Consider the following 25,168-nt stretch of genomic DNA (forward strand, 5'->3'; position numbering starts at 1 on the left):
CGCCGCCGGGGCTCACGGCGCCGCCGGGACCCACCAGGCCGCCTCAGGACGCGTCGGTGCGGGCGAAGACGCGCTCGTCGAGGATCAGCCCGATCGCGACGGCGACCGGAATGGCGACCAGCGCTCCGACGATGCCGAGCAGCGCGCCCCCCAGCAGGACGCCGACGACGGTGACCAGCGGGTGGACGTCGACCGCGAACCTCATGACGCGGGGCACGAGCAGATAGTCCTCGGCGACCCGGAACGCGATGTAGAAGCCCGCCGTGGCAAGGGCCACCGGCAGCGACACCGACAGGGCCACCAGGCTGACGACGAGACCGCCGATGGTGGAGCCCACGATGGGAATGAGGTCCATCAGGGCGATGAAGACCCCGAACGCGGCCGGGTAGGGGACGCCGGTGACCACGCACCACAGGAACGTGGCAAGGCCCGCGATCGCCGAGGTGACCACGTTGCCGAGCATGTAGCGGCCCACCCTGTTGAGGATCTCGTCGGTGACCCCCTGGGTGTGCGGGCGTTTGGTGGCCGCGACGAAGCGAAGGCAGAACCGCTTCAGGGACGGCAGGAACGCCATCACGTACACCGTGACGACCACGACGACGACGGCCGAGGTCACCGCACCCACCACGATCCGTCCGGCGCCGAGCAGACCGCCCGCCAGTCCGGCCGCGCCGCCCGAGGAGAACTGCTGCTTGATCTTGTCGAGCACGTGGTAGCGGTCCTCGAACCTGCCGAGCGTCGAGTTGTGGTCGCGCAGTTGCCGCAACCAGCCGGGCACCGCCTTGACCAGCGCGTTGACTTCGTCGGTCACCGGGGGTACGACCAGCGCGAGGAATCCCGCGAACACGGCCAGGATGACGGCCAGGACCGCCAGGACCGCCCAGCCGCGGCGCACCCGGTGACGGGTGAGCCAGGCGACGACCGGCTCAAGGGCGAGCGCGATGAACACGGAGAGCAGCAGGAGAGTCAGGAGGCTGCCGACCTCCAGGACGGTCTGCACCGTCAGCCACGCCAGCGTCGCTCCCAGGCCGACCGCGAAGCCGACGGCGAACCAGGAGCCGCCCCCGACCACGATCCTTCGGCCGGGGCGCACGCGCGCGCTCGCCGCGGGCTCCGCGGCGGACCGCCCGGCAGGATCGCGGCCGTCCCCCTCAGGCCGGGCCGAGGTCATGACGGCCCTTCTGCCCGTCCGGCGCGAGTGAGGCGCAGGCGTGCGATGCGTGCGATGCGTGCATCTGCCAGTACCTCTCTGCGAGGCCGCGGCGACGGCTCCGTGGACGGCCGCACAGCCGCACAGCCGCACGGTTGCACGCCCCGCGCGACACGACAGCGGCGCCCGTCGGAGCCGGGCTCTTCCAGCTCCGACCCTAGCCAGGTATCCCGCCCACGGCCTCGTGTGCCGGTCCCCGTGCCCGCCATCCGGCTGAGGAGCGGCGTCGCCGAGCGCCTGTGCCGTCATACTCCCGGCGTCGCTGGTGCCCGTGCGTGCGGCGGTGATTGGCCGGCGATCTGCCGGGTACTGGTGGGGCCCGGAAGGACCGGTTCTCACGGGTGCTCCTCGATGGCCCCGGCACAGCGCGCCGTCGTCGGCGGGCCGGCCGGCAGTGCTTTCATGAGCGAGCCCGGAACGGGGCCGAACAACTGATGACGGGTCGGGGGTCGAGGTGATCGCGGATGGGTCGAGCAGTGGCCGTAACCGCTGAAGTGGTCGCGTGGTGGTTGCTCCTGACGGGAGTGTGGCTCATCCTCATCAGCACGGTGGACGCCTTGGAGTGCCTGGTCGGCGCTGCGGCCGCGTTGCTGGCCGCGGTCGCGGCCGCGGCGGCGCGCCGGGCGATGAGCGGCGGGTGAGCGGCTGGCTGGTGGCCGCGACGGCGTTGCTCGCGGCAGGGTTCGGCCCCGTGGTGTGGGGGGTGGCGACCGGCCCGCTGGAACGCCGGGTCGTCGCCCAGAACTTCGGCACATCGGTGGTGTGTCTGGTCATGCTGCTGCTCGCCCAGGGGTACGCCCGCCCGTCCTATGTCGACCTCGCGCTGGTCCTGGCCGTACTCGGCCCGGCCGGCACGCTGGTGTACGCGCGCCTGCTCGCCGACGACCTCGACGACCGTCCGCCGCACGCCAACCTGCTGACGGTGGTGGCCGCGTCGGCCACCGCGGTGGTCGTGGTGGCGACGTGCGTGGCGACCGGGCCCGGCCGGGCGATGGTGAAACTGCTGCTGATCGGGGTGCTCCTGGTGGCCGGGAACGTCATCGCCTCCCGGGCGCTGGCGGGCGGCTTCCCGCCGGACGGAGGCGCCGCGCGATGACGGACGCTCTGATCCTGGTCTCGCTGCTGCTCGTCGCCGCGTCGGCGACCGCCGCCGTCGCCGTGCGCGACCCGGCCCGACAGGCCCTGGTGCTCGCGGTGCTCGGTCTCGCGCTCGCCGTTCTCTTCACGGTGCTCCAGGCGCCCGATGTGGGCCTGTCGCAGCTGGCGGTGGGTTCGGCTCTGACCCCGCTGCTCATTTTGCTGTCCGTACGCAAAGTACGGCGCCGCGGCCAGGGAAAGGACGGCGAATCGTGAGCCGCCGCATGCGCATGTGGGTGCTGGCGACGGGCGCGCTCGGCGTTGCCGCCCTCTTCGTCGCCGCCTTCCTGCGCATGCCGCGTTTCGGCGGCGCGCGCCACCCGTACGGGGACCGCGCAGTGGCGGCGGCACTCTCCCGGCACACCGCCAATGTCATCTCCTCCGTCAATTTCGATCTGCGCGCCTTCGACACCCTGGGCGAGGAGAGCATCCTGTTCGGCGCGGTGCTCGGCACCGTCGTACTGCTGCGTCAGACGCGGGACGAGCGCCAGGTGCGGCCGGCCCCGGCCGAGGTCGCGGCTCCCGTGCGCCGCTACGCGCTGCTGATGCTGCCCGTCGCCCTCCTGAGTGGCCTGTACGTCATCGCGCACGGACAGCTCAGCCCCGGAGGCGGTTTCCAGGGCGGTGTGGTCGTGGCGACGGCGCTGCATCTGCTCTACATCGGTGCGGACTACCACGCCCTGGAGCGGATCCGGCCGGTCGGTCTGTACGAAGTGGGGGACGCGGCGGGCGAGGCCGCCTATCTGATTCTGGGCGTCGCAGGGCTGCTGGGTGGTTCGGCGTTCCTCGCCAACACCCTGCTTCCGTACGGCACGTTCAACACGCTGGCGTCGGGCGGCACGGTGCCGCTCCTGAACGCGGCGGTGGGCATGGAGGTCGCGTGCGCGGTGGTGGTGCTGCTCGCCCGCTTCCTCGACCAGGCGGTCGAGATCGCGGACGACGAACGACCGAAGGGCGAGAACGGATCATGAGTGGGGGTGTGAGGCGACCGTGATGTCCGTAGTGCCGTACCTCGTCGCCGGATGGATCTTCCTGGTGGGCTGCTACGGCCTGGCCACCAGCCGGAACCTGGTGCACGCGGTGGGCTGCCTGACGGTATGTCAGTCATCCACGTATGTCCTGCTGCTCGCCGCGGGCTACCGGGACGGCGGCACCTCCGCCGTCTTCTCCGACGTGAAGCCCGGCTCACGGCCGCTGGTCGACCCCGTGGTCCAGGCCCTGGCGCTCACCGATGTCGTGGTGGGCGCCACGGTCACCGCCCTGCTGCTCTCTCTGGTGATACAGGTCGCCAAACGTCATGGCACGGTGAACCCCGACGAGCTGTCCGAGCTGCGCGGATGAACGACCTGCTGCCTCTGGTCGTGGCCCTGCCCCTGCTCGGCGCCGCGGCGCTCGTCGCGGCCGGGCGCCGCCTGCCCCGCATCGCGGCCGAGGTGACCGCGTGCGCCGTGGCCGCCGCCACGGCGGGACTCGCGATCGCGCTCCTCGTGAACTCCTCGCCGGACGCCGTCGAATGGGTCGGCGGCTGGCACCCCGAGGGCGGCGAGGGCGTGGGGGTCGTCCTGGTCGGCGACGGGCCCGGCACCGGTCTCGCCGCGCTGGTGTCCGTCCTCGTGGTCGCCGTCCTTGTCTACTCCTGGCGGTACTTCGACGAGCCGCCGCAACGGCACGCCGGCTCCTTCCCCGCTCTTGTGCTGCTCTTCCAGGCCGGCATGTGCGGATTCTCGCTCACCGGCGACCTCTTCAACGCCTTCGTCTTCTTCGAGCTGATGAGCGTCGTGGCGTACGCCCTGACCGGCTACCGGGTCGAGGAGGCGAAGGCCGTCCAGGGCGCGCTCACCTTCGGGGTGCTCAACTCCCTCGGCGCGTACGCCACGTTGACCGGGATCGTGCTGCTCTACGCGCGCACCGGCGAGCTGGGGATGCGGGCGATCGGGCGGCACCTCGATGCCGAAGGAGGGCCCGACGCGCTGGTCCTCGCGGGCTTCGCCCTCGTCCTGACGGGGCTTTTGGTCAAGGCCGCGGCGCTGCCGTTCCACTTCTGGCTGCCGGACGCCCACGCGGTGGCGCCCACCCCGGTGTGCATGCTGCTGTCCGGGGTCATGGTCGAGCTCGGCGCGTACGGCACGTGGCGGGTGTACAGGACGGTGTTCGCCGGGCCGGGCGGCGTGCCGGCGCCGGACGCCGAACGCGCCCTGGTGGTGCTCGGCGTCCTGACGGCCCTCGTGGGCGCGCTGATGTGCTGGCAGCAGCGCCACATCAAACGGCTTCTCGCGTACTCCACCGTCGCGCACACCGGGCTCTTCCTGGCCGGGATCGGCCTGTTGAAGCCGGAGGCCACCAGTGGCGTCGCGCTCTACGTCCTCGGCCACGCGGGGGTGAAGGCGGCGCTCTTCGCCTGCACCGGCATCCTGCTCGACCGCTACGGCAGCGTGGACGAGCACGAACTGCACGGCCGGGCAAGGAAGTTGCCCGTCGTCGCCGCTCTGTATCTGGTGGGCGCGCTGGCCCTGGCGGGGCTTCCGCCCTTCGGCACCGGCCTCGGAAAGTCGGTCACGGAGGAAGCGGGAGGCGTCGGCTTCACCGTCCTGTTCGTGGCCGTGTCGGCGCTCACCGCGGGCGCGGTACTGCGGGTCGCCGCGCGCGTGTTCTTCGGTCTCGGGCCCCGGCCGCTGGGCGACCCGGGGCATGAGACGGACGGAGGGCACGAGGAGCCGGAGACCGAGGGCCGGATCGCCCAGGTGCCGGTGACCATGATCGCGGTGCCGGGCCTACTGCTCGCCGGGGCACTGGCCGTGGGTCTCGTCCCCGGCATGGCCGCGGCGGTCGGCAGGTCCTTCGACGCCGAGGCGCCCCACGCACCGCACTGGACGCTGCCCGGTCTGCTCCTGGGCCTCGCGTCGGCCGCGCTGGCCGTGGGCATCGCCGCGGCCGCGGTGCGCGGCCCGGCGCGCCGGGAGCCGTACCACTGGATGGAGCCGCTGCGCCGGCTGCACTCCGGGCACATCGGTGACTACGTGGCCTGGCTGCTCGTGGGGGCGGCCCTGCTCGGCGGCCTGGCCCTGCCGGGCATCCTCACCGGCTGACCGGAGCCGCACACAAGGGCATCCGCACCCGCGCCGAACGGGACCCGCCGAGCCCGTGTCCACCGGCGCACGACGCACGGCGGCCCCCCGTCCGCCCTACGGGCGCGAGGGGCCGCCGTCACGCGGAACCCGGGATCACATGGGGTCGATGCCGCGGCCTTCGGTCGCCATCCTGCTCTGCTCCTGAAGGTGGCGCGCCTTCTCCTTCAGGCGTCGGCGCTCCTCCGGGTCGGCGGCACGCTCCGCGGCCTGCTCCAGCTCCTCGGCCTTCTGGCTCATCTGCCGGGCACGGGCACCGAACTCGTCTGCGACGCTCATGTTCACTCCTGAAACTCGGGTGGGGGTACAGCTGCCCCCAGCCAAACAGCGTCCGGAACCCTTCGCATCCCGAACGGTCACGCACGGTCACAGTTCCGGGCAGAGGACGCGGGGTGCCAGGAGACTTCCGGTGCCTCGTGTCAGTGCGCCCCCATCGCGGGTAGGCGCTGTGCCATGACCATTCTCGCTTCGTCACAGACCCTGGCCAGCGCCTCGTCGTCCTGGCTTTTCACCGGCGTGGGCGTCCTCGTCGTCGCCGTACTGCTGTGCACCTTCTGGTACGGCAGCCGCCGTGCGGCCCGGAAGCCGACGCCTCCTCAGGAACCGCAGCCGCGCTCGGACTCCTGGCAGACGCCCGACGCCGCCGGGGCGCCCGAGCGTTCGGATCCCTAGAGCCGCCGACAACCGCCAGGACCTGGTCCGCCCGACATCCCCGTGGCGCCGTCCGGGCTCACCCGCCCGCCTTCTGCGAATGGGCCGCCCGGTCGGACAGGTCGTCAAGCCCCAGCGGCTTCGCCGGCGGGTCCGGCACGGCCGAGCGGCGCCGGACCCGCCCGTCGGACGCGACGTGCAGCAGTTCACCCGGCTCCATCGCACGCCATTCGGGGTGCTCGTCCATGGGCTCACTGGCGACGACACACGCCGGGGCCTCGGCCAGATCTCCCGAATGCACACGCATCCGGCCCGCGATGCCGCTGTGGTCGAGGTGCCTGGCCCCGTGCGGTCCGCCGGCCTCACGCTCCAGTACGTACAGCTCATGTGTGGCGGGGTAGCGCAGGGCCCACAGTTCGTCCACCGTCGTCAGGACGAAGTTGAGGGAGTACACGGGCAGGTGGGCCGCGATCCAGCGGGCGGCCTGCTCGATGCCCCGCCCGATGTCGCCGTCCGCGCGCCGGATCTCCCGGGTGATCAGCGCGAAGACCCGCTCGGAGTCCGTGTCGCCGCGCACCAGGGCCAAATCCGGCCCCAGATGTGCCTCAAGGGCCGGCAGGTCCTCGACCACTCCGTTGTGCGCGAACAGCCTGACGTCCTGCTGGAAGGGGTGGGTGTTGGCCGCGGTGAGACTTCCGGTCGAGGCGAGACGGATGTGGGCGATGAAGGTCGCCGAACAGATCTGCCGTGCCTCGCGGGCGAAGTCACGGTCCTCGTACGCCGCGTCGGGCGCCTTACGGACCTGGGGCCCGCCATCGGCGTCGAAGTACCCGAGCCCCGTCCCGTCCGGGTCACGGTGGCTCTGCGCCGTGAGGCTGTCGGGGGCGTCGAGCAGCCAGAAGGTCGCCCGGCTGCGGCGCGGGGCGCTGCTCAGTCCGAACAGACGGCACATCGACGCCACCTCCACGATCGTGTCGAACTCGGGCCCCGCTCAGGCATCGTGACGCCCTCGGGCCGCTGAACGCAACCTGCCGACGCCGCGTCGGGGTTCGGGTTCGGATCCGGATCCGGATCCGGATTCGGGTTCGGGTTCGGGTTCCGGTTCCGGTTCGGGTTCCGGTTCGGGTTCCGGTTCGGGTTCCGGTTCCGGTTCGGGTTCGGGTTCCGGTTCGGGTTCGGGCGTATGCGGCAGACCCCGCCGGCCGGACGGGACTTCGAAGACGCGGCCTAGCCGGGGGTGCTGAGGGTGAAGGTGGCTCCGTCGGGGTCGCTGAGGCGGACCCAGGGACCGGTGGGCGAGGTGCCCTCGGCCAGGACGGTCGCGCCGTGCTCGCGGGCGAGCCCGGCGTGGGCGCCGGGATCCTCGACGGTGAAGTGGGTGTGCCAGTGCGGACGCAGACTCGGATCGGGCGCGGCCTCGATGGCCCCCGACGTCAGCCGGGCCACCGGATGCCCGCCGTGGCGCAGCACCACCTCGTCGTGTTCGTAGCGCACATCGCAGCACCCCGGCCGCTCGCACGCCCAGTCCAGGACCTCGCCGTAGAAGATCGCCGCGTCGAACGCGTCCCGGGTGTGCAGCCGCGTCCAGGCCGGCGCGGTGTCGCGCCACGTCTCCCACTGCGCGACCAGCGGGCCCTGCCACAGGCCGAACACCGCACCGTCCCGGTCCGCCGCAAGCGCCCCGCGCCCGGTATGCAACGCGACAGGACCCACCGCCACCGTGCCGCCCCGCTCCCGGATACGGCTCGCGGTCACATCCGCGTCCTCCACCGCGAAATACGGCGTCCACGCCACCGCCACCTGCAACGCCGGAGCCAGCGCACCGATCCCGGCCACCGGCACCCCGCCCGCCAACGCGATCCGGAACTCCTCACCCAACGCCCCCGACCGGAACGTCCACCCCAGCACCGCACCATAGAAACCCAGCGCGGCATCCAGATCCCGGGCCATCAGACTCACCCAGCACGGCGCCCCGAACACGGGTGCGCCGGAGCTGAGTCGGGCGGTGGAGTCTGTCGATGGGGGCGTCAAGAAGGGCCTCGCTTCCAGGTGCGCGACACACCGGTTCATGGGCTTTCCACTATCGCGCCGCCGAGCCGTCGATGCCTGCCGGCCGCGCGGGGGCGGGAGGCGCCGGGTTGACGGCCCCGATTTTCCCCGTGGCGCAAGGGGTGGCGGTGCTTCGTGTTGCGGATGCGGCCGTACGGGTCATGCTGGAGGAATCCGCGCTGTGCTCACCTGGCTACTTTTAGTGGCCCTGGCGTGGTTGCGGACGCGGGAGTGGCCGGCGAGCCGCTCCCGCCGACAAGGGAGCCGTAGTGGTAACCATCGACAGTCCCCGCCAGTACACCCTGAGTCTGCACGCGACGCCGGACCGCATACCGCAGATCCGTCGCATCGTGGCCGCTCATCTGCGCCACTGGCGGTTGGAGAACATCATCCAGCCCGTGAGCCTCGGCGTGTGCGAACTCCTCACCAACGTCCACCGGCACACCGACGGCAATCAGCCCTGCGTCCTCGAACTGCGGTGGTCGCGTGGGCAGTTCACCGCGTCGGTCGCCGACGGTGAACCGCGGCTGCCGAGCCTTCAGGGGCCTCAGCCGTTCGCCTCGCGTGGCCGCGGTCTCGCCCTCGTCGCGCATCTCAGCGACAGCTGGGGCACCCATCCCACGTCCGACGGCAAAGTCGTCTGGTTCACGCTCACCGCCCAGCCCCAGGCGTTGCGCCCGCTGCGCGTGCTGCCGCCGACGCCCGCCTTGAGCACGACCGTGAGTGTGCCCGCCCTGTCCCGCCCGGACACCCGGGCGCACGCGCATCCGCGGCCCGTCGACACCCCGTGTCTCACCGGCGCCTGACGCCCCGGCCTCGGTCGCGCACACCCGTGGCCCCGCCCCCGCGAGGGCGGGCCCCGGGCGGCGCCGGCGGCTGATGGTCCCAACCGGCCCGGCGCCTGCGTTCCTCCGTACGCGAGGAACGTACTTGCGGACTACCACGGGACAGCCGGAGAAAACCTGCGAACAAGAGACCTTTGACCTCCTCGTGCGGACGGCACCCTGCCGTGCGGGGTGCCGTCCGGGGGACGGTGCCGTCCGGTGCCCGTCAGGATGCGAGTTCACCGATGAGGGCTTCGCAGAACGCCTTCAGGTCGTCCGGCTTGCGGCTGGTGATCAGGGTGCTGGGGGCCGAGGTACACACCTTGACCTGCTCGTCGACCCAGGTGGCGCCCGCGTTGGTGATGTCGGTACGCAGACTCGGCCACGAGGTGAGGGTGCGTCCGCGCAGCACGTCCGCCTCGATGAGCGTCCACGGCGCGTGGCAGATGGCCGCGACCGGCTTGCCCCGGTCGAAGAAGCCCTTCGCAAAGGCGACCGCGTCCTTGTCCATGCGCAGCGCGTCGGGGTTGGCGACACCGCCGGGCAGCACCAGGGCGCCGTAGTCGTCCGGTTGTGCCTGGCTCACGGTGGTGTCGACCGGGAACGTGTCGGCCTTGTCCAGATGGTCGTACGCCTGGACGCGCCCCGAGTCGGTGGACACCAGTTCCGGTGTGTGGCCCGCGTCGGACACGGCCTTCCACGGCTCGGTCAGCTCGATCTGCTCGATGCCTTCCGTCGCCACGAGAAATGCCACCTTCATGACGTCGCTCCTTTCCGAGTGCACCGCGCGGATCGCGGTGAGGATGGGTTCATGGGAGGGATGGATTTACGGGCTGGGTTTACGGGACGGGTTCACGCGAGGGGGCCATGGGAGGGGTTCATGTCCGCCTGCGGTGGCGCCGTACGGCCCATCCCGCCGCGGCCAGCACACCGAGACCGGTGCCGGCGGCCAGGACGGGATGCTGGGCGGTCGTCGCCTGGTAGGACCGGGAGTGGGCCTGCTCGTCGAAGATGCCGTGCGCGCCGTGGTCGTCGCCGGGTGCCTCGTCCAGGGGCTGCCACAGATTGCCCCGTGATGTCTCCGGCTTCATGTCCTCACGCTGCTGCGAGTCGTACCCGGTCCTGGCCAGGTAGCGGTCGAGGAGGGCGGGCACGAAGCGGTTGGCCCACACGGTCGCGACCGTGGAGGCGCCGACGTAGTACTGCTTGCGCCCGGGGTGGTCGGCGGCGTGGAGCACGGCGCGCGCGGCGACCTCCGGCTGGTAGATCGGCGCAACCGGCTGTGGGTGGCCCGACAGTCGCGAGCGCACCCAGGAGAACTGGGGGGTGTTGACGGCCGGCATCTGGACGACGGTGACGCGTACACGGCTCTTGTTGTGGAGGAGTTCGGTGCGCACGGACGAGGTGAACCCGTTGATCGCGTGCTTGGCTCCGCAGTAGGCCGACTGCAACGGAATGGAGCGCTCCCCCAGTGCGGAGCCGACCTGCACGATCGTCCCCCGGTCACGCGGCAGCATGCGGGCCAGCGCGGTGTGCGTGCCGTGCACGAAGCCGAGGTAGGTCACCTCGGTGACGCGCCGGAACTCTTCGGCGGAGATTTCATCGAAGGGGGCGAACACGGAGGTGAAGGCGACGTTGACCCACACGTCGATCGGCCCGAAGGCCGCCTCCGCGGCTTCGGCGGCCTTTTCGACCTGCTCGGGGTCGGCGACGTCGACGGGCAGCGCGAGGGCGCGTCCGCCCAGCTCCTCCACTTCGGCGGCGGTCACGTCGAGGCCTGCTTCACCGCGGGCCAGAAGGACGACGTGGGCGCCGCGCCGGGCGAAGAGCCGCGCGGTGGCGCGGCCGATGCCGGCGCTCGCTCCGGTGATGACGACGGTCTCGGGCATGGCCTTTCCTTTCGGGACGCGACGGCGGGCGGCGATCTCGCCGTCCGGGTCAACCGGCGCGGTAGGGCTCGGCATCGGCGGTCTTGAACGTCAGTCCGTGACCCGGCGCCCCGTCGGACCCCGGCGTGATGTGTCCGCCCGCGGGGTCCAACGTGCCGTCGAACCACAGGGATTCGATCCGGACGTGGTCGTGGAACCACTCCAGGTGGCGCAGGTTCGGCACGGCGGCCGCGACGGCGGCGTGCGCGTGCGGGGCGCAGTGCCCGGAGATGTGCAGTCCGAACGCCTCGGCGAGCGCGGCCGCGCGCAGCCAGACGGTGGGCCCGCCGCAGCGGGTCACGTCCGCCTGGAGGCAGTCGACGGCGCCGGCCCGCAGCATGTGCCCGAAGTAGGTGAGGGTGTACCCGTATTCACCGGCCGCCACGTCGACGGGGCCGGCGGACCTCACGCGGGCGAGGCCGTCGAGGTCGTCGGACGAGACGGGCTCCTCGAACCAGGTGACTTTGTGATCGTCCAGGCAACGGGCCATGCGGGCGGCCTGTTTGACGGTGTAGCCGCCGTTGGCGTCGACGTACAGCTCGGTGTCGTCGCCGATGGAGGCGCGGGCCTTCGCGACGCGCTCCCGGTCGCGGTGCTCGGCGCTCCCCCACGACTCGCCGATCTTGATCTTGACGCGGGGGATGCGCTGCTCCTCGGCCCAGTGCCGCAGCTGGTGGTCCTGGTGCCGGTCGTCGTACGTCGTGAACCCGCCGCTTCCGTACACCGGGACGTGCGGACGGGCCCGGCCGAGCAGGTGGGTCAGCGGGACGCCGAGGAGTCGGGCCTTGAGGTCCCACAGGGCGAGGTCCACGGCGGAGATCGCGCCCGCGACGAGGCCCGGGCGCCCGTCGTTGCGCACGGCCCGGGTCATCGCCTCGTTCGCGCCGGGTACGTCCCAGGCGGAGCGGCCGGTGACCACGGACGCCAGATGACCGCGGACGTACGCGGCCGTCTCGGGCGCGCCGTAGGTGTAGCCGAACCCGGTGGTGGTACCGGAGCGGGCGTGGACGACCACGAGGGTGGTCCTGGCCCACTCCAGCGTGCCGTCGGCCTCGGGGGTGTCGGTGGCCAGCGTGTACGCGGCCGCCTCGACCCCGTCGACCGAGGGCGCGTCGCCGGGCGCCGGGGGTGCGCTCACGCGTTGCCGCCGTCGCCATGGCGGTGGCGGGTGCCGGGAAGCATCTCCTGCACCTTGGCCTTGAGGCCCTGCTTGATCATGCCGGTGCGGTCGCTGTCCCCCTTGAGCACGGACGCGGCGGCGGCCTCGATCTGGTCGAGCGAGGCGTGGGGCGGGATCGGCGGCACGGCCGGGTCGGTGCGGAAGTCGATGACGAACGGCCGGTCGGCGGCCAGCGCCTGCCGCCATGCTCCCTCGACATCGCCCGGCTTCTCGACGCGCACGCCGCCGAGCCCGATGGAGCGTGCGAAGTCGGCGTAGGCGATGTCGGGCAGGGACTGGGACGGCAGGAACTGCGGGGCGCCGGACATCGCGCGCATCTCCCAGGTGACCTGGTTGAGGTCCTGGTTGTTGAGCACGGCGACGATCAGGTTGGGGTTGCTCCACTCCTGCCAGTACTTCGCCGCCGTGATCAGCTCGGCCAGCCCGTTCATCTGCATGGCCCCGTCACCCACGATCGCGATGGCCGGGCGCTCCGGGTGGGCGAACTTGGCGCCGATCACATAGGGCACGCCGGGCCCCATGGTGGCGAGGGTGCCGGAGAGCGAGCCCCGCATCGAGCCGCGCATCCGCAGGTGGCGGGCGTACCAGTTGGCGGCGGAGCCCGAGTCGGCGGCCAGGATCACGTTGTCGGGGAGCAGCGCGTCCAGGGCGTGCACCACATACTCCGGGTTGACGGGGTCGGCGTCGACCGCGGCGCGCCGCTCCATCACCTCCCACCAGCGCGCGGTGTCCTTCTCGATCTTCTTGCGCCACTTGTCGTGCTTCTTGCGCTTCAGGAGCGGAAGGAGGCGCTTGAGGGTGCCGGCGGAGTCGCCGACGAGGTTGACCTCGAAGGGGTAGCGCAGGCCGATCATCTGCGGGTCGATGTCGATCTGGACCGCGCGGGCCTGGTCGAGTTGGGGCATGAACTGGGTGTAGGGGAAGCTCGATCCGATGACGAGCAGGGTGTCGCAGTCCTGCATCATCTCGTAGCTCGGCCGGGTGCCGAGCAGACCGATGGAGCCGGTCACGTACGGCAAGTCGTCGGGCAGCGCGTCCTTGCCGAGCAGGGCCTTGGCGACGCCGGCGCCGAGCACGTCAGCGATCTCCTCGACCTCGGCGCGGGCGCTGCGGGCGCCCTGGCCGATGAGGATGGCGACCTTTTCGCCGGCGTTCAGGACCTCGGCGGCGCGGGCGATGTCGTCGTCCGCCGGGACCGGGGCGTACGACGCCATGCCGAGGCTGGAGGGCACCATCTTGAAGGCGTGCTGCGGCGGCGAGTAGTCGAGTTCCTGCACGTCCGCCGGGATGATGACGGCGGTCACCGTGCGCTGGGCGCGGGCGACGCGCATCGCGCGGTCGATGACGTTGGGCAGCTGCTCGGGGACCGTGACCATCTCGCAGTAGGCGCCCGCGACGTCCTTGTAGAGGCTCAGCAGGTCGACTTCCTGCTGGTAGGAGCCGCCCATGGCGCTGCGGTTGGTCTGGCCGACGATCGCGACGACCGGTACGTGGTCCAGCTTGGCGTCGTACAGGCCGTTGAGCAGGTGGATGGCGCCCGGTCCCGAGGTCGCCGCGCAGACGCCGACCTTGCCGGAGAACTTGGCGTAGCCGACCGCTTCGAAGGCGGCCATCTCCTCGTGCCGCGCCTGGATGAACTGGGGCTTGTTCTCGGCGCGTCCCCAGGCGGCGAGCAGGCCGTTGATGCCGTCACCGGGGTAGGCGAAGACGTGCTCGACCTCCCACTCGCGCAAGCGCTGAAGGACGTAGTCGGAGACTTTGATCGACACGGGGGCTGCCTTTCGCTCTTTCGTTTCGCGGGATTGCTGAGGGGCGGGGGGGCGGGACGCGACGGGTCCCAGGTCACCGGCGGCGTCGGCGCGTCCAGGCATAGAGGGCGGCCGCGCCGCCGCCGACGGCCAGGCCCACCGCCCCCGTGACCAGCCGCGCGTCCGCGGCCGACGGCTCGGGGCGGGCGGTGAGCTTTTCCGGGTGGTCGGCCGGCAGCGGCCCGTCGAGGCCGAGCGCCAGCGCTTCGGCCAGGTGCATGGCGCGGCGCCCGGTGTTGCCCTGCTCGATCTGGGTACGGCAGCTGAATCCGTCGGCGACGACGAGCGTGCTGGGGGCGGCGCCACGCACGGCGGGCAGGACGCCCTTCTCGCCGATCTTCATGGACAGGTCGTAATGGCCCTGCTCGAAACCGAAGTTGCCGGCCAGGCCGCAGCAGCCCTCGTCCAGGACGTCCGCGTCCAGGCCCATGCGGCGCATCAGTTCACGGTCGGCGTCGTCCTTGAGGACGGCGTGCTGGTGGCAGTGCGTCTGAACGAGCGCTGTGCGGGCCAGAGTTGGCGGTCGCCAGTCGTCGGGCGCCCGGTGCAGCAGGAACTCGGCGAAGGTTTTGAACTGCTGGGCCAGGCGCTGGACGTCCTGGTCGTCCGGCATCAGTTCGGGCGCGTCCGCGCGGAAGACGGCGGTGCACGACGGCTCCAGCCCGATGACGGGCGTACCCGCTTCGATCCACGGCCTGAGCACGTCGAGCGTGCGGTGCAGTACCCGCTTGGCGGTGGTGAGCTGACCGGTGGAGATCCAGGTGAGAGCGCAGCACACGGCCTTGGTGGGGACCGCCACATGGAATCCGGCGTCCTCCAGGACCCGTACCGCCGACTTGGCGACGTCGGGGTGGAAGTACGTGGAGAACGTGTCGGGCCACAGGACGACGGTGCGTTCGTCGGCCGGGTCGGGTTCGGGCAGGCCGCGCGCCGCCCACCACTGCACGAACGACTCCTCGGCGAAGGCCGGGGCCTCCCGCTCGGGTGCCACTCCCGCGAGCCGTTTGCCGAGCCGGGCGACGACCGGCGCGTGGGCCAGAGCGTTGGCGGCGCGGGGAGCGAGGCGGGTGAGGCGGGCCCACAGCGGCAGCCAGCCCATCGAGTAGTGCGCGGCCGGGCGGGGCCGGCCCGCGTAGTGGTGGGACAGGAACTCGGCCTTGTAGGTGGCCATGTCGACGCCGGTCGGGCAGTCGGACTTGCAGCCCTTGCACGCCAGGCACAGGTCGAGGGCGTCGTGGACTGCGGTGGAGCGCCAGCCGTCTTTCACCGCCGAGTCGGGGTGGCCGTCCAGCATCTCGAACAGCAGCCGTGAGCGGCCGCGCGTGGAGTGCTCCTCCTCGCCGGTGGCCCGGTAGGAGGGACACATGACGCCGCCGGAGTGGGTGCGGCAGTTGCCGATCCCCACACAGCGCAGCACCGCCCGGTTGAAGGAGCCGTTGTCGTCGGGGTAGGCGAACTGGGTGGCGCGTTCCTGGGGGCGCCAGCGCGCGCCGAGCCGCAGGTTCTCGTCCGTGCGGTACGGGTCGACCACCTTTCCCGGGTTCATCCGGTTCGTGGGGTCGAACAGCGTCTTGACCTCGCCGAACGCCGCCACGATCGGTTCGCCGAACATCCGGACCAGGAGCTCGCCGCGGCCCTGGCCGTCGCCGTGCTCCCCCGAGAGCGAGCCGCCGAAGGAGGCCACCAAGTCGGCTGCCCTGAACAGGAATTGACGGAACGCCGCCACCCCTTCGGCGGTCTTCAGACCGAACGGGATACGGGTGTGGACACAACCCTGCCCGAAGTGCCCGTACAGCGAGGGGTGGTCGTAGTCGAACTCTTCGAAGAGGTTCCTGAGGGCACGCAGGTAGTCGCCGAGGCGCTCGGGCGGCACCGCGGAATCCTCCCAGCCCTCCCATGTCTCCCGCTCGTCGGGCGGGCGCGCGGTCACGCCGAGCCCGGCCTCGCGGGCCTTGAGCATGGCCTGCTCGCGTTCGGTGTCGTCGGAGAACGCCACCGACGGATCCTTCTCGTCCCGGCCGAGCGCCCGCAGCAGCGCGTGCGCCTGCCCGTCGACCTCGTCCTGGCTGTCCCCGGTGAACTGCACGAGCAGCCAGCTGTCGCCCTCGGGGAAACTCTCCAGGGATTCGAGGTAGGCGTGCTCCTCCCGCATGAGCTGCGCCATCCGCCCGTCCAGCGCCTCCAGTTCGGCAGGCGAGCTGTGTTCGAGGAGACGGGGCACGTCGTCGGCGGCGGCGCAGATGTCGGGGTAGCCAAGGACGAGGATCGCGTCGCACGGCGGCACCGGCACGAGGTCGAGCTCGGCGTGCAGCACCGTCACGAGCGTGCCTTCGCTGCCGACCAGCGCGCGGGCCAGGTCGAACTCGTTCTCCGGGAGCAGGGAGTCCAGGTTGTAGCCGGACACCCGGCGGGGGATCTTGGGGTAGCCGCGCCTGACGTCCGCCAGATTGCGGTCGATGATGTCCTTGAGCCCCTGGTAGATCTCGGCGCGGCGGCCGCCCTCGGCGACGATGGCCTCGAACTCGTCGGGGGTCGTGGGGCCGACCCACATGCGTGTCCCGTCGTAGGTGAGGACTTCGAGCCGCCGTACGTTGTCGACGGTCTTGCCGTAGGCCTGGGCGGAGGCGCCGCAGGAGTTGTTCCCGATCATCCCGCCGAGCGCGCAGTGACTGTGGGTCGAGGGCTTCGGGCCGAACTTCAGCTTGTGGGAGGCGAGTTGACGGTTGAGTTCGTCCAGGACGAGCCCCGGCTCGATCACACAGGTACGCCGGTCCGGGTCGACGGACACCAGGGCGTCGCAGTATTTGGTCCAGTCGATGACGACCGCCGTGTTGGTGCACTGGCCGGCCAGGCTGGTCCCTCCCCCGCGCGAGAGGACCGGGGCGCCGAATTGCGCGCACACCGCGACGGCCTCGACGGCGGCGTCGACCGAACGGGGCACGACGACACCGATCGGGACCTGCCGGTAGTTGGATCCGTCGGTGCTGTAGGCGCCACGGCTTCCCGCGTCGAACCGCACTTCGCCGTCGACGCGCTCGCGAAGGGCGCGTTCGAGTCCCGCGGTGTCCAGGTCCTCCGCTGCTTTTCGAGCGTCGGGCCCCTGGCGGGCCGAAGTGGGGCCGTCGGGCATGTGCATCACTCTCCTCGTCAGCTTTCGCTCCCCGTCCGCGTTCCGCGGGTACCCCTGGTCGTGGTGCCCACACCCTCCCTACGGCTACCGCAGGTCGACCGCCCCCGCCACTCGGCCGTCCACCGCCGCCCGGGCATGCGGGGGTGCCTGGCCGCGTCTAGGGTGGCTGGGGAGGGGGCTCCGTGCCGCCGGCTCGCGGCCGGGGCGTTTCCCCGCGCGTACTCCGGCCACCCGGATGGGGATGGATCGCGTCCGCCACTCGTGAGGAGTCTCCAATGACGGAATACGGCTACTTCCTGTCCAGCGAGGAGCACACCCCGGCCGAGCTGGTGGAGCAGGCCAGAATGGCGGAGCAGGCCGGTTTCACCGCGCTGTGGATCTCCGACCACTACCACCCGTGGAACGGCGAGCAGGGCCAGAGCCCGTTCGTGTGGTCGGTCATCGGGGCGCTGTCCCAGGCCGTCTCGCTTCCCGTGGAGACCGCCGTGACGTGCCCCATCGTCCGGATGCACCCCGCTGTCGTCGCCCAGGCCGCGGCCACGAGCGCCGTGCAGCTCGGTGGGCAGTTCCGGCTGGGTATCGGCAGCGGTGAAGCCCTCAACGAGCACATCCTGGGCGGCCACTGGCCGGAGGCCGCCGTGCGCCTGGAGATGATGGAGGAGGCTGTCCGGGTGATGCGTCAGCTCTTCACCGGGGACCAGGTCAGCCATCACGGAAAGCACTACACGGTGGAGAACGCCCGCCTGTACACCGTCCCCGACGAACCCGTACCGATCGACGTCTCGGCCTTCGGACCGCTCGCCGCGGAGGTCGCCGGACGGATCGGGGACGGCTTCATCACCATGGCGCCCGACGCCTCGTCCATCGAGCGGTTCCGGCGCAGCGGCGGCGGCAGCAAGCCGGTGATGGCCGGGCTCAAGGTCTGCTGGAGCACGGACGAGGAGGAGGCGCTGCGCACCGCACACCGGCTGTGGGCCAACGAGCAGCTGCCCGGCGAGCTGCCCCAGATCCTGCCGACCCCGGCCCACTTCGAGCAGGCGTCCGAACTGGTCACTCCCGACCGGGTCCGCGAGAACGTCACCTGCGGACCTGATCCGGACGCTCATGTCGCGGCGGTGAAGGGGTATGTGGACGCCGGGTTCGACACCGTCTACATCAACCAGATCGGCAAGGACCAGCAAGGGTTCTTCGACTTCTACCGCACCAAGGTGCTGCCCCAGCTCGACTGAGCGGCCCCAGCGGCGAAGGAGCCGGCCCCCATCGCACCGACCACGGGAGTGACATGACCCATCCGCACCAGCAGGACACCGGCTCTTCGGAGTCCCACCCCGACACGGCGCTGGACGAAGTCCTCAAGGAGTTCGAGGACGCCGAGACCCGCGATCCGCGGGGGACCGGGCGCGAGGACGCGCACGACGGTGAGGCGGGGGACGCCCTCACGCCGAACGAGGAGGCGCAGGAGGAAGCGGCCGACGACTGAACCATGGGATCCCCGCGGGATACGACCGCGGGGCACATCCGAGGACGCCTGGCAGGGGAACGCGCCCCTGACAGGCGTCCTCGGGTGTGCAGCCGTGGCCCGGCCCTCGCCCTCCGGCCGGAACGGGCGAGGGCCGTGACTCAGTGGGTCATTAGGTCAAGGTCAGCGGGTCAGTGGGTCAGCGGTTCAGTCCTTGCGCTCCATCTGGGCGAAGATGCTGGTGTCCAGGTGGGAGAGCAGTTCGGCGGGGTCCTCGTACACGGCCGAGGCGCCCGCCTCTTCCAGGTCCGCACGGGCGATGCCGCCGGCGAGCAGCGCGACGGCGCGTACGCCCGCCGCCCCGGCCGCCTTCATGTCCCACACCGTGTCCCCCACGAACACCGCGTCCGACGGCTCGGATTCGGCGAGCTCCAGTGCCCGCTGGACGGGGTCGGGGGCCGGTTTGCCGTCGCTCACGTCGTCCGCGCTCGCCACGCCCGCGATGACGTCGTCGGCGTCGATGGCGCGGCGCAGGGCCTTCAGTTCGGGCCCGCCCGCCGATGTGGCGAGGACGATGCGCCAGCCCCGCCCGGACAGTTCGCGCAGCAGGCGGCGGGCCCCGTCCAATGAGGGAAGGCGCTCGAAGTAGGTGCCGTACAGGGCGGTGTGCGCGGCGCTCAGGGTCGCGTCCTGGTCGTGGTCCCTTTCCGCTCCGAGCAGATGCTCGATGAGGTCGTCCGAGCCCAGTCCGATCGCCCGGTGGATGTCGTGGGTCGACACATCGTGTCCCGCCTGGCGGAATGCCTCCCACCAGGTGACCACGTGCAGATGGTTGGTGTCGACGAGGGTTCCGTCGACGTCGAACAGTGCCGCACGTGCCATGCGTCCATGCCTTTCGCTGCGTCGTACCCGGGTTCCGCTCCCCTGCCGATCATGCCGTGATTCGCCGCTCGCGACATCCGGTGGCCCGGCCGGCGGATCACGCCGCGCGCCGGTCCCATGCGCCGGTGTCCCCGAACGGCCGTGCCGCGTCCGGGGCCGTCGCCTGCGCGACCGGCAGGTCCGGCACGGCGACCAGATGACGCCCTGGCGGCTCCTCGGCGGCTTCACCACCGCCCAGCATGAACTCTTCGTACCTGGCCAGTGCCAGCAGAGCGATCAGCATCAGGGCGGGCAGGAAAACGGCGACGAGGACCACGACAACTCCTTGCAGGGGAGACGTGCCTGCCGGACCCGGGTTGCCGCGTGCGCGCCTGCGAAACCTGTCGGGCGAAACTCGCCTCCGGGGCGCATCCTGGCCGCGTACGCCTCGCGACAGGGGGTACCCGGCCAGCCTTCGGCCGCTCGCCGGGCGGGGCGGAGGTTTTGGCCGCAGCGGATCGGCAAAGGGTGAAATATGGTGCAAATCGGCTACACGATGATGACCGAGCAGGCAGGCCCCCGCGCCCTCGTGGACGACGTGGTCGCGGCGGAGCGTGCCGGCTTCGACTTCTCCGTCACCTCCGACCACTACTTTCCGTGGCTGGAGTCCCAGGGACACGCCCCGTACGCGTGGAGCGTGCTGGGCGCGGCGGCCCAGGCGACGAGCCGGATCCCGCTGATGACCTACGTGACCTGTCCCACGGTTCGCTACCACCCGGCCGTCGTGGCGCAGAAGGCGGCCACGATGCAGCTGTTGTCCGAAGGGCGCTTCCGTCTCGGTCTCGGCTCGGGCGAAAACCTCAACGAGCATGTGACGGGAGCCGGTTGGCCCTCTCCGCACGTACGCCTCGACATGCTCGAAGAGGCCGTCACACTCATTCGCGCGCTGTTCGCGGGCGAAACGGTCAACCACCAGGGCACGTACTTCGATGTGACGAACGCGCGTCTGTGGGACCTCCCGGACGAGCTGCCGCCGATCGGCGTCGCCGTCTCCGGCGAGCGCTCCTGCGAGCTGGCGGGACGCCTCGCCGACCTGGTGATCGCCACCGAACCCAAGAAGAAGCTGGTCGACTCCTTCGACCGCCACGGCGGCCAGGGCAAGCCACGCGTCGGGCAGTTGCCGGTGTGCTTCGACACCGACCGGGACGCGGCGATCGCCCGCGCCCACGACCAGTTCCGCTGGGCGATGGGCGGCTGGCCGGTGAACTCCGAGCTTCCGAGCCCGTCCGGCTTCGAGGGAGCGACGAGCTTTGTGACTCCGCAGGACGTGGCGCAGGCGATCCCGTGCGGCGACGACGTCTCCGCGTTCGTCGACGCCGTACGCCCCTATGCCGAGGCCGGGTTCACGGAGGTCGCCCTCGTCCAGGTCGGCGGCGACCATCAACGTCCCTTCATCGACTGGGCCGAGAAGAAGCTGCTTCCGGCCCTGCGCGATCTCTGACCCGCACACGACACCGCAGGAGACCGGCATGGCGATCGCAACGTACTGTCTCGTGGCCCTCGACTGTCCCGATCCCGAGGCCCTGGCCGCGTTCTACGCCGCGGTCCTGGGCGGGGAGGTGAAGAACGACGGAGAGGACTGGTACGACCTGTACGCTCCCGGCGGTCACCGCATCTCCTTCCAGCGCGCACCGGGCCTCACCCCGCCGGAATGGCCGCGCGGGGACCGCAACTCCCAGCAGTTGCACCTGGACTTCGACGTCCAGGACATCGACGCGGCCGAGCAGCAGGTGCTCTCGCTCGGTGCGACCCCGCTCGATCTCGACGACGGTGACGGCGAGCGCGGCTTCCGGGTCTACGCGGATCCGGCGGGGCACCCTTTCTGTCTCTGCCGAGCCTGACGCCACATCGCCCAAGGGCCGGCGGGCGCCGCACGGAGGGCCCCGTTCCTCCCGCTGCCCCGCCAGGAGACCCGCCCACCCAGCCAGAAGCACGGAGAACAGCGTGAACGACTCATCCACCCCGGCCTCCCCGGACGCCGAGACCGACTCCCCCGACCTGGTGCAGGTCATGCTCGGCGAGTGCTCCGCGGCCGACGCGGACGCCGTCTTCGAGGTGCTGGGCACCCACTTCACCTCCGACCGCGCGGGCGTCGTGCCGCACCGCGACGAGGGCCCCCGGCCCGCCGCCTGGACGGGGAGCTTCTGCGTCGACCACGCACCGGACCACGTGGCGGGGGTGCTCCTGGCCGGGCCCGTCACCGCCGAGTTGCAGGGCGGTCCGGTGGCGGTGGACCGGCTGCGCCGCACGCTCGCGGCGGCCTTCGCGGTCGAAGCCGCCGGCAGCTCCGCGGGCGACCAGGAGGTCGACCTCCAGCTCCGCCTGACGAGCGCCTAGCGAGGCCCTGGGCGGCGTACCCGGCCCGCCCGAGCAGGTTCACCGCGTGCGCCCGGGTACCGGATCCGGCGCGGAGACCTACTCTGGTAAAAGGAGCGGGAACCCTTCCACGAGAGCGGAGGACATCATGATCGTCCTCGGAGTCATCCTGCTGGTCGTCGGCTTCGTAGCCGGCATATCCATCCTCTGGACCATCGGCGTCATTCTCCTCGTCATCGGCGTCATCCTGTGGATCCTCGGGGCCGTGGGCCACGCGGTCGGTGGACGGCGGCATTACTGGTAGACGGCTCGGAGCGGATGCACTCCAGGGGGCATCGGCCGCACCGATCCGTCGTACAACAGCGCTCTGGAGACCGTGTCGGCGCGTGAGCGGCACGGTCTCCGGGGCGCGTCTCACTGTCCGGTCCTGCGAGGTCCGGTCCTGCGCGCAGCGCCTCACAGGGCGATGACGATGAGGGCGGTGTCGTCGGTGGCCCCGCCGACCGGGATCAGGTCCGCCAGGACGGCGTCCGCCAGGCCCTCCGGGTCGGCGCCGTGGTGACGGGCGAGGGAGCCCGCGAGCCGTTGCAGACCGGTGTCGATGTCCTCGTCGCGGCGTTCGATCAGACCGTCGGTGTAGAGCACGAGGTTCGACCCCGTGGTGAAGGCGATCGTGGCCTCGGGGCGCGCCACGTGTTCCGGGCGGGCGCCGAGCGGGGGGTCCGTGGCGCCGTCGAGGAACTGCACCGACGCATCGGGGTGGACGAGCACAGCGGGCGGGTGTCCCGCGCTGCTGTAGGTGACGGTCTGGCCGACGCAGTCGATGAAGGCCAGGAACACGGTGCTGGATTCGGCTCCGTCCACCGAGCGCGCGTACAGGCCCAGCACCTCAAGGGCGGGAGCGGGCCCGTCGGCGACCCGGGACGCGGCGCTCAGCGCGCTGCGCAGTTGCCCCATCACACCCGCCGCGGCCAGCCCGTGCCCCACCACGTCGCCGACGGCGACCGCGATCCGCTCGCCCGGAAGTTCGGCCAGGTCGTACCAGTCGCCGCACACGTTCAGGGCGCCGACCGCGGGCCGGTAGCGAACGGCCGCGCCGCGCCGCTCCAGCGGGCCGGGTGCGGGCAGCATCGCGGCCTGCAGGGACAGGGCGACCTCATGCTCGCGGTCGTGGGACCGGCGCAGCCGCTCGTTGACCTCCTGCAGTTCCAGGGCCCGGCTGTACAGCTCGGCCTCCAGGACCCTGGCCCGGTCCCCGTCCGCCGCGCCGGCTCCGCCGCGGGCGCGGATGAGTTCGGTGACCTCCTCCACCCGGTGCAGCAGCAGCGCCACCTCGCCGTCGGGGCCGAACACGGGGGTGTTGACCGGGCTCCAGTACCGCTCTTCCCAGGTGCCGGGCCTGGTGGGGTCCTCCACGTCGTAGCGCTGGAGCGCCATGGTGTCGCGCTCGCCGGTGGCCGCCACCCGGCGCAGCGAGGCACCCAGGTTGCGCATCCCGCTCGCTCCCGGGTCGTCGGGGTTGTCGGGGAAGACATCGAACAGGTACCGGCCGATCAGCTGGTCCCGGGTGCGGCGGGTCCTGCTCAGGAACGCCTCGTTGACCTCGGCGTACACCAGGTCGGTGGTCAGCAGGGCCACCGGGCCCGGGAAGGCCCGGAACACCGCCTCGTAGTCGATTCGGGACCCGCTCACGCTGCACCTGCCCCGCGGCCGCCTCTTGCGTCGTGTGCTCTTCACGATAGGCGGCATCGGTCGCGGGGGCCCATCGGACGGGCACGGCCCGCCGCGACGGCAGAAGGGCAACCGGATGCCGTTCGCATCCGATTGCCCTCCGGTCGTGCGGGCCAATCCGGTCAGAGCACGGGCACCGGGTAGGTCGGGTACTCGACCCCGGAGACGTGCTGGACGACGCGGATGACCTGGCAGGAGTAGCCGAACTCGTTGTCGTACCAGAGGTAGAGGATCGCGTTGTCGCCGTCGACCTTGGTCGCACCGGCGTCGACGATCGAGGAGTGGCGCGAGCCGACGAAGTCCATGGAGACGGCGTCGGGCGCGGTCGTGAAGTCGATCTGTCGCTTCAGCGGCGAGTGCAGCGACACGTCGCGGAGGTGGTCCAGGACCTCTTCGCGGGTGGTCTCGCGGCCCAGGCGCAGGCTCAGGATGGCGATCGACACGTCCGGCACGGGCACCCGGATCGAGCTGCCGGTGATGGGCGCCTTGAGGTCGGGCAGCGCCTTGGCGACGGCCGAGGCGGCACCCGTCTCGGTGATGACCATGTTCAGCGGCGCGGAGCGGCCTCGGCGGTCGGCCTTGTGGTAGTTGTCCAGGAGGTTCTGGTCGTTGGTGAACGAGTGGACGGTCTCCACGTGGCCGCGCAGCACGCCGTACTCGTCGGCCATGGCCTTCAGCGGCGGGACGATCGCGTTGGTGGTGCAGGAGGCGCAGGACAGGATCCGCTCGTCCGGCTTGATCGTGTCGTGGTTGACGCCGTGGACGATGTTGGGGACGTCGCCCTTGCCCGGGGCGGTCAGGACGACCTTGTCGATGCCGGGGCGCAGGTGGTTCGAAAGCCCCTCGCGGTCACGCCACTTGCCCGTGTTGTCGATGAGGATGGCGTCCTTGATGCCGTACGCCGTGTAGTCGACTTCGGACGGGTCATTGGCGTAGATCACCTTGATGGTGTTGCCGTTGGCGACGATCGTGCTCGACGCCTCGTCCACGGTGATGGTGCCCTGGAACTGGCCGTGGATGGAGTCGCGGCGCAGCAGCGAGGCCCGCTTGACCAGGTCCGCCTCGCCGCCGCCCCGGACGATGATGGCGCGCAGACGCAGCCCGTTGCCCGAGCCCGACTTCTCGATGAGCAGCCGGGCCACGAGGCGGCCGATGCGGCCGAAGCCGTACAGGACGACATCGCGGCCCTCGCGGCGCTCGATCTTGTTCTCACCGGTGGCGCCGACGACCGCGTCCGCGGTGAACTCCGCGACCGACAGGCCGCGGTCGTCCGCCTTGTACGTCGCGGCGAGCATGCCGATGTCGATCTGGGAGGGGCCGAGGTCGAGAGTCGTCAGAGCCTGCAGGAAGGGCAGGGTCTCGGTGACCGAGAGCTCTTCACCGGCTATCTGGCGGGCGAATCGGTGGGTCTTCAGAAGGCTGACCACCGACTTGTTCACCAAGGAGCGGCTGTGCAGCAGGATCGTGACGTCCCGCTCCCGGTGCAGCTTCCCGATGATGGGGATCATCGACTCCGCGATTTCCTCGCGGTTCTTCCAGTTGGTGAACGAGTCGTCATTGACAGTCACGGGTTCATCTTTCGAGCTAGGCGGCGCTCATATGCTAACCCCCGTGACTTTTGATCGTTCAAGCGGTCTCCCCTGCCGGAATCTCCCGGGGGGAGGAGGGGGCCCGGTCGCCGTGCCGGATGGTGCGGCAG

At 71.3% G+C, this 25,168-nt stretch carries 27 protein-coding genes; 14 read left to right on the forward strand and 13 right to left on the reverse strand.

Annotation, left to right across the window (positions count from 1 at the left end):
- Positions 1-43: 43 nt before the first annotated feature.
- The gene (locus tag ACGFW5_RS23615) at positions 44-1,171 is read right to left on the reverse strand and encodes an AI-2E family transporter (protein ID WP_393836273.1); all 1,128 of its coding nucleotides are present in this window, start codon (positions 1,169-1,171) and stop codon (positions 44-46) included.
- A gap of 503 nt (positions 1,172-1,674) precedes the next feature.
- Here ACGFW5_RS23615 and ACGFW5_RS23620 point away from each other — a divergent pair.
- From ACGFW5_RS23620 to ACGFW5_RS23645, 6 genes are read left to right on the forward strand one after another with little or no spacing between them, the layout of a single operon-like run.
- Positions 1,675-1,851, forward strand: coding sequence for a hypothetical protein (locus tag ACGFW5_RS23620; RefSeq protein WP_393836274.1), 177 nt, complete (start codon positions 1,675-1,677; stop codon positions 1,849-1,851).
- Positions 1,848-2,306 (forward strand): MrpF/PhaF family protein, encoded by a 459-nt coding sequence (locus ACGFW5_RS23625; protein ID WP_393836275.1) that lies wholly within the window; start codon positions 1,848-1,850, stop codon positions 2,304-2,306. The genes ACGFW5_RS23620 and ACGFW5_RS23625 overlap by 4 nt, the downstream gene beginning before the upstream one ends.
- Complete coding sequence (locus ACGFW5_RS23630; RefSeq protein ID WP_393836276.1) at positions 2,303-2,563, forward strand: Na(+)/H(+) antiporter subunit B; 261 nt, start codon at positions 2,303-2,305, stop codon at positions 2,561-2,563. Before ACGFW5_RS23625 ends, ACGFW5_RS23630 begins: the two co-directional genes overlap by 4 nt.
- Positions 2,560-3,318, forward strand: a complete 759-nt coding sequence (locus tag ACGFW5_RS23635) for an MnhB domain-containing protein (RefSeq protein WP_393836277.1) — start codon at positions 2,560-2,562, stop codon at positions 3,316-3,318. The genes ACGFW5_RS23630 and ACGFW5_RS23635 overlap by 4 nt, the downstream gene beginning before the upstream one ends.
- Before the next feature lie 22 nt (positions 3,319-3,340).
- Positions 3,341-3,688, forward strand: a complete 348-nt coding sequence (locus ACGFW5_RS23640; protein WP_393836278.1) for a sodium:proton antiporter — start codon at positions 3,341-3,343, stop codon at positions 3,686-3,688.
- Positions 3,685-5,433, forward strand: coding sequence for a complex I subunit 5 family protein (locus tag ACGFW5_RS23645; RefSeq protein WP_393836279.1), 1,749 nt, complete (start codon positions 3,685-3,687; stop codon positions 5,431-5,433). Before ACGFW5_RS23640 ends, ACGFW5_RS23645 begins: the two co-directional genes overlap by 4 nt.
- Positions 5,434-5,568: 135 nt before the next feature.
- Here the strand turns inward: ACGFW5_RS23645 and ACGFW5_RS23650 are convergent, their stop codons facing one another.
- Positions 5,569-5,751 (reverse strand): DUF6381 family protein, encoded by a 183-nt coding sequence (locus ACGFW5_RS23650; protein WP_393836280.1) that lies wholly within the window; start codon positions 5,749-5,751, stop codon positions 5,569-5,571.
- Between the two features lie 174 nt (positions 5,752-5,925).
- Between ACGFW5_RS23650 and ACGFW5_RS23655 the strand changes: the two genes are divergently transcribed.
- A complete protein-coding gene (locus ACGFW5_RS23655) occupies positions 5,926-6,144 on the forward strand; it encodes a DUF6479 family protein (protein WP_393836281.1) in 219 nt (72 codons plus the stop codon).
- 58 nt (positions 6,145-6,202) lie between these two features.
- Here ACGFW5_RS23655 and ACGFW5_RS23660 read toward each other — a convergent pair whose 3' ends face one another.
- Positions 6,203-7,075 carry a class II glutamine amidotransferase gene (locus tag ACGFW5_RS23660; protein ID WP_393836282.1) on the reverse strand — a complete coding sequence of 291 codons (873 nt, stop codon included), beginning with the start codon at positions 7,073-7,075 and terminating at the stop codon, positions 6,203-6,205.
- 275 nt (positions 7,076-7,350) lie between these two features.
- A complete protein-coding gene (locus tag ACGFW5_RS23665) occupies positions 7,351-8,073 on the reverse strand; it encodes a VOC family protein (RefSeq protein WP_393832774.1) in 723 nt (240 codons plus the stop codon).
- Positions 8,074-8,441: 368 nt separating this feature from the next.
- Between ACGFW5_RS23665 and ACGFW5_RS23670 the strand changes: the two genes are divergently transcribed.
- Positions 8,442-8,978 carry an ATP-binding protein gene (locus ACGFW5_RS23670; RefSeq protein ID WP_393836283.1) on the forward strand — a complete coding sequence of 179 codons (537 nt, stop codon included), beginning with the start codon at positions 8,442-8,444 and terminating at the stop codon, positions 8,976-8,978.
- 244 nt (positions 8,979-9,222) lie between these two features.
- Here ACGFW5_RS23670 and ACGFW5_RS23675 read toward each other — a convergent pair whose 3' ends face one another.
- From ACGFW5_RS23675 to ACGFW5_RS23695, 5 genes are all read right to left on the reverse strand, one after another.
- Positions 9,223-9,756, reverse strand: a complete 534-nt coding sequence (locus ACGFW5_RS23675) for a type 1 glutamine amidotransferase domain-containing protein (protein WP_393836284.1) — start codon at positions 9,754-9,756, stop codon at positions 9,223-9,225.
- 118 nt (positions 9,757-9,874) lie between these two features.
- Positions 9,875-10,885, reverse strand: a complete 1,011-nt coding sequence (locus ACGFW5_RS23680) for an SDR family oxidoreductase (protein ID WP_393836285.1) — start codon at positions 10,883-10,885, stop codon at positions 9,875-9,877.
- Positions 10,886-10,934: 49 nt separating this feature from the next.
- The gene (locus ACGFW5_RS23685) at positions 10,935-12,062 is read right to left on the reverse strand and encodes an enolase C-terminal domain-like protein (RefSeq protein WP_393836286.1); all 1,128 of its coding nucleotides are present in this window, start codon (positions 12,060-12,062) and stop codon (positions 10,935-10,937) included.
- Complete coding sequence (locus ACGFW5_RS23690; protein ID WP_393836287.1) at positions 12,059-13,873, reverse strand: thiamine pyrophosphate-requiring protein; 1,815 nt, start codon at positions 13,871-13,873, stop codon at positions 12,059-12,061. Before ACGFW5_RS23690 ends, ACGFW5_RS23685 begins: the two co-directional genes overlap by 4 nt.
- A 73-nt stretch (positions 13,874-13,946) precedes the next feature.
- Positions 13,947-17,042: an FAD-binding and (Fe-S)-binding domain-containing protein gene (locus ACGFW5_RS23695; RefSeq protein WP_393836288.1), complete on the reverse strand. Its 3,096-nt coding sequence runs from the start codon at positions 17,040-17,042 to the stop codon at positions 13,947-13,949.
- Between the two features lie 275 nt (positions 17,043-17,317).
- On the opposite strand from ACGFW5_RS23695, the gene ACGFW5_RS23700 reads away from it, so the two are divergent.
- A complete protein-coding gene (locus ACGFW5_RS23700; RefSeq protein WP_393836289.1) occupies positions 17,318-18,271 on the forward strand; it encodes an LLM class F420-dependent oxidoreductase in 954 nt (317 codons plus the stop codon).
- A 53-nt stretch (positions 18,272-18,324) separates the two neighbouring features.
- On the forward strand, positions 18,325-18,522 hold the full coding sequence (locus tag ACGFW5_RS23705; protein WP_393836290.1) for a hypothetical protein: 198 nt from the start codon (positions 18,325-18,327) through the stop codon (positions 18,520-18,522).
- Positions 18,523-18,708: 186 nt separating this feature from the next.
- On the opposite strand, the gene ACGFW5_RS23710 is transcribed toward ACGFW5_RS23705, so the two are convergent.
- Together ACGFW5_RS23710 and ACGFW5_RS23715 are read right to left on the reverse strand one after the other, a co-directional pair.
- Positions 18,709-19,383, reverse strand: a complete 675-nt coding sequence (locus ACGFW5_RS23710) for an HAD family hydrolase (protein ID WP_393836291.1) — start codon at positions 19,381-19,383, stop codon at positions 18,709-18,711.
- Positions 19,384-19,480: 97 nt separating this feature from the next.
- On the reverse strand, positions 19,481-19,699 hold the full coding sequence (locus ACGFW5_RS23715; RefSeq protein ID WP_393836292.1) for a hypothetical protein: 219 nt from the start codon (positions 19,697-19,699) through the stop codon (positions 19,481-19,483).
- Between the two features lie 198 nt (positions 19,700-19,897).
- Between ACGFW5_RS23715 and ACGFW5_RS23720 the strand changes: the two genes are divergently transcribed.
- The 4 genes from ACGFW5_RS23720 to ACGFW5_RS23735 all read left to right on the forward strand — a co-directional run bounded on the left by ACGFW5_RS23720 (position 19,898) and on the right by ACGFW5_RS23735 (position 22,042).
- Entirely contained in the window at positions 19,898-20,863 is a 966-nt protein-coding gene (locus tag ACGFW5_RS23720; protein WP_393836293.1) for an LLM class F420-dependent oxidoreductase, read from the forward strand.
- 28 nt (positions 20,864-20,891) lie between these two features.
- Positions 20,892-21,263 (forward strand): VOC family protein, encoded by a 372-nt coding sequence (locus ACGFW5_RS23725; protein ID WP_393836294.1) that lies wholly within the window; start codon positions 20,892-20,894, stop codon positions 21,261-21,263.
- A gap of 103 nt (positions 21,264-21,366) precedes the next feature.
- A complete protein-coding gene (locus ACGFW5_RS23730; protein WP_393836295.1) occupies positions 21,367-21,759 on the forward strand; it encodes a hypothetical protein in 393 nt (130 codons plus the stop codon).
- Positions 21,760-21,886: 127 nt separating this feature from the next.
- Positions 21,887-22,042 carry a DUF6131 family protein gene (locus tag ACGFW5_RS23735; RefSeq protein ID WP_393836296.1) on the forward strand — a complete coding sequence of 52 codons (156 nt, stop codon included), beginning with the start codon at positions 21,887-21,889 and terminating at the stop codon, positions 22,040-22,042.
- 152 nt (positions 22,043-22,194) lie between these two features.
- On the opposite strand, the gene ACGFW5_RS23740 is transcribed toward ACGFW5_RS23735, so the two are convergent.
- Both ACGFW5_RS23740 and ACGFW5_RS23745 read right to left on the reverse strand, forming a co-directional pair.
- The gene (locus tag ACGFW5_RS23740; protein WP_393836297.1) at positions 22,195-23,430 is read right to left on the reverse strand and encodes a PP2C family protein-serine/threonine phosphatase; all 1,236 of its coding nucleotides are present in this window, start codon (positions 23,428-23,430) and stop codon (positions 22,195-22,197) included.
- Positions 23,431-23,591: 161 nt separating this feature from the next.
- Positions 23,592-25,037 carry a glyceraldehyde-3-phosphate dehydrogenase gene (locus ACGFW5_RS23745; RefSeq protein ID WP_393836298.1) on the reverse strand — a complete coding sequence of 482 codons (1,446 nt, stop codon included), beginning with the start codon at positions 25,035-25,037 and terminating at the stop codon, positions 23,592-23,594.
- Between the last annotated feature and the right edge of the window lie 131 nt (positions 25,038-25,168).

Origin of the sequence: Streptomyces sp. NPDC048416 (assembly GCF_043200435.1) — a bacterium.
In the GTDB taxonomy this organism is placed as follows: Bacteria; Actinomycetota; Actinomycetes; order Streptomycetales; family Streptomycetaceae; genus Streptomyces.

What these genes read in the sequence shown, in the direction of transcription:
- ACGFW5_RS23700 (WP_393836289.1), top strand. Translation starts at nt 17,318, where the DNA reads ATGACGGAATACGGCTACTTCCTGTCCAGCGAGGAGCACACCCCGGCC.
- ACGFW5_RS23680 (WP_393836285.1), bottom strand. Translation starts at nt 10,885, where the DNA reads ATGCCCGAGACCGTCGTCATCACCGGAGCGAGCGCCGGCATCGGCCGC.
- ACGFW5_RS23655 (WP_393836281.1), top strand. Translation starts at nt 5,926, where the DNA reads ATGACCATTCTCGCTTCGTCACAGACCCTGGCCAGCGCCTCGTCGTCC.
- ACGFW5_RS23695 (WP_393836288.1), bottom strand. Translation starts at nt 17,042, where the DNA reads ATGCCCGACGGCCCCACTTCGGCCCGCCAGGGGCCCGACGCTCGAAAA.
- ACGFW5_RS23640 (WP_393836278.1), top strand. Translation starts at nt 3,341, where the DNA reads ATGTCCGTAGTGCCGTACCTCGTCGCCGGATGGATCTTCCTGGTGGGC.
- ACGFW5_RS23725 (WP_393836294.1), top strand. Translation starts at nt 20,892, where the DNA reads ATGGCGATCGCAACGTACTGTCTCGTGGCCCTCGACTGTCCCGATCCC.
- ACGFW5_RS23620 (WP_393836274.1), top strand. Translation starts at nt 1,675, where the DNA reads ATGGGTCGAGCAGTGGCCGTAACCGCTGAAGTGGTCGCGTGGTGGTTG.
- ACGFW5_RS23630 (WP_393836276.1), top strand. Translation starts at nt 2,303, where the DNA reads ATGACGGACGCTCTGATCCTGGTCTCGCTGCTGCTCGTCGCCGCGTCG.
- ACGFW5_RS23645 (WP_393836279.1), top strand. Translation starts at nt 3,685, where the DNA reads ATGAACGACCTGCTGCCTCTGGTCGTGGCCCTGCCCCTGCTCGGCGCC.
- ACGFW5_RS23720 (WP_393836293.1), top strand. Translation starts at nt 19,898, where the DNA reads ATGGTGCAAATCGGCTACACGATGATGACCGAGCAGGCAGGCCCCCGC.
- ACGFW5_RS23710 (WP_393836291.1), bottom strand. Translation starts at nt 19,383, where the DNA reads ATGGCACGTGCGGCACTGTTCGACGTCGACGGAACCCTCGTCGACACC.
- ACGFW5_RS23665 (WP_393832774.1), bottom strand. Translation starts at nt 8,073, where the DNA reads ATGGCCCGGGATCTGGATGCCGCGCTGGGTTTCTATGGTGCGGTGCTG.
- ACGFW5_RS23615 (WP_393836273.1), bottom strand. Translation starts at nt 1,171, where the DNA reads ATGACCTCGGCCCGGCCTGAGGGGGACGGCCGCGATCCTGCCGGGCGG.
- ACGFW5_RS23660 (WP_393836282.1), bottom strand. Translation starts at nt 7,075, where the DNA reads ATGTGCCGTCTGTTCGGACTGAGCAGCGCCCCGCGCCGCAGCCGGGCG.
- ACGFW5_RS23650 (WP_393836280.1), bottom strand. Translation starts at nt 5,751, where the DNA reads ATGAGCGTCGCAGACGAGTTCGGTGCCCGTGCCCGGCAGATGAGCCAG.
- ACGFW5_RS23735 (WP_393836296.1), top strand. Translation starts at nt 21,887, where the DNA reads ATGATCGTCCTCGGAGTCATCCTGCTGGTCGTCGGCTTCGTAGCCGGC.
- ACGFW5_RS23705 (WP_393836290.1), top strand. Translation starts at nt 18,325, where the DNA reads ATGACCCATCCGCACCAGCAGGACACCGGCTCTTCGGAGTCCCACCCC.
- ACGFW5_RS23675 (WP_393836284.1), bottom strand. Translation starts at nt 9,756, where the DNA reads ATGAAGGTGGCATTTCTCGTGGCGACGGAAGGCATCGAGCAGATCGAG.